Below are 253 nucleotides of genomic sequence, written 5' to 3'. Positions count from 1 at the left end.
GCCTGCCATACGGAGCCAGGCGGACCACGTGGTCCTTGTGCATGCCGCTGGGCGTCAGCACCGACACGACATCGGGCGAAGCCTTCGCCATCATTTCGTCCATATCGGTGAACCAGGCCACGCCGTATTTTTCACCAAAGCTGCGCGCCCGCGCCTCGTCGGTATCGCAAACCGCGACCAGTTGCGCGCCGCCCACCACGCCGCTGAGCAACTCGGCATGCCGTTTGGCGATTCGTCCGCAGCCAACCAAAGC

The 253-nt window shown here is 64.4% G+C and carries 1 protein-coding gene; it reads right to left on the bottom strand.

The genetic code is table 11. The features are described 5' to 3' along the window. Nucleotides 1–253, bottom strand: a 253-nt coding sequence (locus tag R0K30_RS22745; protein ID WP_410613204.1) for a Gfo/Idh/MocA family protein, incomplete at both ends; no start/stop codon positions are given.

The sequence above is a fragment of the Bacillus sp. SIMBA_154 genome (genome assembly GCF_046536015.1).
Taxonomy (GTDB): Bacteria; Bacillota; Bacilli; order Bacillales; family Bacillaceae; genus Bacillus; species Bacillus pumilus_P.
This window is presented reverse-complemented; position numbering and strand designations above follow the sequence as displayed.